Here is a 6077-nt window from a genome sequence, read left to right as displayed (position 1 = left end):
AGTACCTGCTTTCAAATCTGCAAAATCAGAAGCCTGAGGTGTGTAAGAAGTTGTTGTTACAAGTGTTCCGGATTGTGGTAATGTGTTGTTATCCATTGGCTGTACGGCTACTTCCCATTGGGTTTCGCTGCCACCTGCTGTCCAGGAAAGAATTCCTGTAGGACTCACGGCTAAATTAGTAGGTTGTGGACAAGTAACTGGTCCACAGATAGCAATTCCCGTATAAATTCTTGAGTATTCTGTTCCTATACTTCCTGTCCAAACCTCATTTCCTAAGGCATCCTTGACTTGTACCTGGGCTTCAGTAAATTGCCAATCGCTACCTCCAGCATTTACTAATGAGAATTCTACTCCCGTACATAAGAATACCGTAAAGTCAACCGGAGTAGGAATTTCGCCCCATGGCGCGGATGGAAATTCCAAATTCTGGACAATGACACCGTTTTGGACCAGGTTTATTCCTGATGGAGGAGTTCCTGAATTACCGCTGCTTAGGGTAATGGTATATTCACAAAGGTTTTCAAAACTGCATCTTGTAGTAAATTCAAATGGTCCTACCCATTCGCCGTCCTGTGAAGCACTACATACTGCCCTTACGTAGTATTCGTATCGTATGGCAGGCGTAAGGCCTGTCACGGTGTATGGGTTCGTTGTCGTATTGTGCAGGTATTGTGCATCGCCATCTCCAACAGGAGCAGGCAGTTCTGCAGGCTGTACATAAACGTCCCATGAAGTTTCTGTTCCATTTGCTTCCCATGAAATTTTAGCTCCCGTATCGGTAATATTGCTTACCAACAGATTGTTAGGAGCAGGACACACTGGTATATCTTCTATGACTACCTTATCAATCACCAATAATTGTCCTCTAAAATTCCAAGGATTTGGATCTTTTTGTGGGATATGCCATGCAATATTGATATCTCCTGTAACACCTGCAGGAAGGTTGATTACTTTTTCCTTCCATTCCGGATTGTTCAAAGGTGGTTCATCTGCATAATCAATTTCATACAGCATCGTGGTAAATTGATTAAGTTCAGCACCACTTGTAGAAAGTTTTACTTCAAGGTCTTCCCTAAAGTCTCCACCCCAAAGCACCCTGTAATAGTAACGCAGGCGCTGGCCAGGCCTTACGGTTATGGTTGGTGAAATCAACCAGTCATCATTATTTCCGTTAGAACCTGTAAATATCATTGCCGCATGCTCCCCTTCGTATGGGTTTAGCGTGTTATTCAGGTTCCATGCAAAAGTATCGGCATTGCCGTTTACTACCCTCCAACATTCTTCCGATACTGATCCCGGGTTAAATGTTTCCACAAACGGTGCCGCATAGGCATTACATAGTGTGGTAAATGTAAAAGGTCCAACCCACTCACTCTGTTCAGAAGTACTGCAATAGGCCCTTACATAATATTCGTATTGCGTGTTAGGTTGCAATGGGTCTGTAGCAAAAGCCGTATTCGTACTTGCGAGCTGTCCGTTTCCGGTAGGGATTCCCGAACCCGCATTCTGTACTACGACCTGCCACTGGGTTTCCTGGTATCCTTTAGTCCAGGACAGGGCTGCCGAAGTTTGCGTAATATTGGATGCATTCAAATTAGATGGTGCCGGACAGGCCGGTGCATCTTCAATTTTAACGTCATCAAGATGGAAAACGGATGTACCTCCTGCTACAGAGAAAGATGGCGGTACCCTGAAAGCAATGTACACCGGTCCGTTGGCATTGATGTAGATTGTTTTTTCTATAAAATCAGTATTTGTAAAATTCATCAGCGGCATGATGACACTGAAGCTTGCCGGATTTGTATCTGTAGTAGACATCAGGACTTCCACTCCAAATCTAGGATTTGGGAAAAAAGGACTTAAAGCTGCCCTGTACTTAAACTTCAAAGCTTTTGTACCTATTACATTGATAGCCGGAGAAATCAACCAGTCATCATAACTCGGTGTTCCCCAAAAAGCATTTCCTTGTATTGCAGCCCATTCATCATCTAAACGCCAAGCAGCTCCATCTGTATTAGCATCTACAATTTCCCAACATGATCTGTGATTGTTAGTATCAGCAGTATTAAAACTCTCATAAAAAGGTGTCTCAAACACAGCACAAAGGGTTGTAAAATAGAATGGTCCTACCCAGTTGCTTTGTTGTGTAGAAGAACAGTAGGCTCTTACGTAATATTCATATTGTGTAGCATGGGTAAGATCGTCAGCAGTAAACTGAGGTGTATTGATCAACGTCCCGTTACCTGTAGGAACACCCGTATCTTTAGGCTGCACTACAATCTGCCATTGTGTTTCAATATCGCCCGCTGTCCAGGTAAGGTTTGCTGTAGATGTCGTAATGTTGTTAGCTGCAAGATCAAGTGGATCCGGACATTCCGGCTTGTCTTCTACTATAACATCATCTATATTAAAAAGCCATGTAAGTTCGTCTGTATCAGGATGAATATAGAATGCAAAGTTTACATTCCCGGTTATGGATGTAGGTATGTTAATAATTTTTTCCAGTTCCTGATCATTTGTATTGATCAACTGTGAAGGCAATAATACTGTGGTAAAATCAGCAGCCGTAATTCCTGTAGTAGACAGTACAACTGAAAAACGTACAGAACCTCCTGAAGTTCTGTATTTGAATTTAAGCCTTTTAGGAGTTGTTCCCAAATTAATGATAGGAGAAACCATCATATCATTGTTAACGGTTTGGGTGTTTCCTGCTCTCATTCCCAAATTTTCATATCCTGATCCCCATTTGTTGCCATCATTGTTGATATCAATAGGAATCCAGCATGGAACAGGATCAGATGTAACTCCATCAAATGAATCACTATAGGGTGTATTAAATATACATTGGGTTGCAAATCGGTAAGGCAAACTCCAATTACCCGGAGTACCTCCACATATAGAGCGCACATACAAATCGTAAGTTCCGCCCGCAACTAATCCTGTATTGATTAAGTTTCCGACATTATTATTGGTAGCCGTTCCTGAACCTGTTGGAGCACCTGCATCCGCCGGCTGTACCACATATTCCCATGAACTTGCCAAATTGGCCACGTTATCCCAGGAAAATGTAACACTGGTCGTGGTCACATTACTCAAAGTAAATGTAGCCGGTGGCGCACAAGTAGAGAAAGTCAATTCGAAATTGAAACAGACACTTGCATCTGAATCAAATGTTGTTGAAATCACAATAATATAAGTGTGTCCGGCCTGTACATATAAATTATTGATATAAGCCGGCTCACCAGGATTTTCTGTCTTTAATCCCGCAAGACAATTTACCCCTACATCACTGCAGCTGTCGTAAACGAATACGCCGCTGAATCCATTTCCGAAACATCCGGAACCCGGTGAAAATGGAAGAGTCATCTGTTTGATATTGACCAGTCCAGTCTGTGTTGGTGTATAGGAAAAAAAGGCTTTTCCTCCATTAAGGTAATTATCTGTAACCGTAGCCGGTAGACAACCTGTTCCTTGCGTTGTATAGCTCGTCGGATTATCTGCAAAAAGGTTAAGATTACTTGAGTAAGCATAAGTTGTCGTACTAAAAGGAATCACTATTGGTGAATCACATGACAATCCTCTTTTTTTTGTCCTGAATGGAAAGGGTCCTGCCCATTCGCTCGCCGTATCGGCATCACATATCGTTTTGATGTAAACATCATAAGCGGTGTCTTCATCAAGCGAACCTGCCGCATAAGAGTTCTGTACGCTGATGCCCGTAGCTCCCGGTGCCGTTCCCTGCGTTACAACCTGAATCTGAAAATCAAATGCTGTTGGATGCGTCCATGATAGGTTGGCACCACTTGAAGTGATATTGTTTGCTGAAAAATCTGCCTCATTTACTTTCTGGCAGGATTCCATAACCCTGATGTTGTCCAGAAACCACGCATCTCCGCTTGGCGACGCACCGGTTTGGGTATTGAGCACTACAAATGCAATATTTACGTTAAGTCCAACAGGAATGTTTGCAGGGATAGGAATTATCTTTTCTTCATAGGCCGTCTGGGAACCCACATTAAGGTCTGCTTCTGTCCATGATTTCAATATTACGGTATATCCGGCCGGGTCTGTCTGTCCTGCTGTAGACAGCCTGATTTGGTAGATGGCCCCGTTGTTGGCACTGGTCGCCTGTTTTGAATAAAAACGGATCTCCCCATTCTGAGGAATCGGGACTATAGGAGTTGCCAGGAAATACTGTGCGGTATTTCCGGTACCAATGTTTTCTGCACTTGGATTTAAAAAAGCTGCACCAGTTCCTCTGTAACTGTCAGGAGAAATTCCCCAGTTCAGGGTTCCTGCGTTATTTCTAAAGGATGCCCAAGTTGAGGGTATGCCACTTTCAAATGTTTCTAAAGCCATTTGGGCGTGGGCTCCGATGGAAATGAAAAGCAAAAACATGGGGATGACAATTCTTTTCCTGACACATTTATGTATCAGTCTGTCAAGAATTGTTGAGAATCGATAAAAGCTAATTGGCAAGAGCCGGCCTATTATCGAAGCAAATAATAATTCTTTTCTCATAAGTCATTACATTTTTTCAGTTAGTGTTTCGTCATAAAAATAAGGACTAATGTTAACCTTTTCTTAATAATGTCTTTACTATTTACCGAAATTTGAAAGGCTAAATAATATCTTAAATATTTAAATATCAGAAACTTAAACCTTAAAATAAAACAAACCCATTTCTATTAGATTTTATATTAGAGGTTTGGATATTTTCATAAACCCCTCTTAATTTTAATATATTTTTTTCACTTTTAGCAATTAATACATATAAAAATATAACAACTGTTATTATTACCTATTAAGTGTTAGGATTTATCAATATCGTGTTTTAAAACATTTTAAACACCCAAAATATTTTATCTAATAATCTTTAATATTCTAAAAAGGGTTGATAAAATCTTAACTTTTATTTTAAAGGTCACAAATCAGATAATTTTTAGATTTGAAATTAGATACATTAATCAGCCTAAACAACAAGGGGTTTCTATAACCAAGACTGAACTGGAATAAAATAAAAATCATATAGCGGGTTAAACCAAAAAGGTTAAAAAGCAACAGCCGACCTTTTTTAAGGTCGGCTGTCAGAGATGTATTCTTTAATCAGTAAGAACTATTGTCTTATCTCTTTATAATCTTAAATTCCGATCGCCTGTTCTGCGCATCCTCCTCTTCCGTACAGTTTGCCCTGCAGTCCACCTTCGGCTCCGTGCTCCCGAACCCCTTGCCCGAAATACGCTCCTTACCGATGCCCTTCGACACAAGGTACTGTACCGTAGACTGGGCCCTCTGCTCCGAAAGCCTCAGGTTGTAGGCCGCACTTCCCTTACCGTCCGTATGCGACTTCACGTAGATCACCATGTCAGGGTATTTCTCCATCACGTTCACGAGCTTGTCAAGTTCCGCGGCCCCCTGCTGGGTGATGTTGCTCCTGTCGAACTCGAAGTAGATGCTTTTCAGGATGACTTCCGTATCGGTGATGACCACCTCCACAGGTTCAAGGGATATGTCGACACTTGTCCTGCCGCCTTTGGTTTTCCCTACCCTGCCGGATCCCGCCTCATAGTCCTTCTTCGAAGCCTGCAGCACGTATTCCGTGTCGCAGTCCACATCAAAGGAGACTTCCCCGTTCGGGCCGCTCTGCCTTGTGGCTATCACGTTCTTCCTTGCATCAAGGATCGACACGCCCGCACCCGGTAACGCACGTCCTGTCTTGCCGTCCTTCACCATTGCTATGGCTTCTACCCTGCACACCGGCACTGCCCTGACGATATCGTCAGTGCCGTTCCTGTTCGAGGAGAAGTAGCCCTCGTTTTTAGCCGTGTTGAAGCTGAAGGAGAAGTCGTCCTTCTCGCTGTTAACAGGCTTGCCTACGTTAACCGCTTCTCCATCCCTGTCAAGGTCTGCCCTGAAGACATCAAGTCCTCCAAATCCCTGCTTCCCGCTCGATGCGAAATAAAGGATGCCGTTCTCTCCTATGGAAGGGAACCCTTCCTTGCCCGCCGTGTTCACGTTGGGGCCAAGGTTCTGCGGCTTGCCGTAATTGCTGCCGTCAACCGATACCTTCCAGATGT

The 6077-nt window shown here is 42.9% G+C and carries 2 protein-coding genes; both read right to left on the bottom strand.

Annotated features, from left to right (window positions below; translation table 11 throughout):
* On the bottom strand, window positions 1-4521 hold a 4521-nt coding region (locus tag BGO88_RS16720), incomplete at its 3' end, for a choice-of-anchor J domain-containing protein (RefSeq protein WP_286707648.1).
* Window positions 4522-5124: 603 nt separating this feature from the next.
* On the bottom strand, window positions 5125-6077 hold a 953-nt coding region (locus tag BGO88_RS16715), incomplete at its 5' end, for an OmpA family protein (protein ID WP_286707647.1).

It is taken from the genome of Flavobacterium sp. 38-13, from assembly GCF_001899155.1.
GTDB lineage: Bacteria > Bacteroidota > Bacteroidia > Flavobacteriales > Flavobacteriaceae > Flavobacterium > Flavobacterium lindanitolerans.
This window is presented reverse-complemented; position numbering and strand designations above follow the sequence as displayed.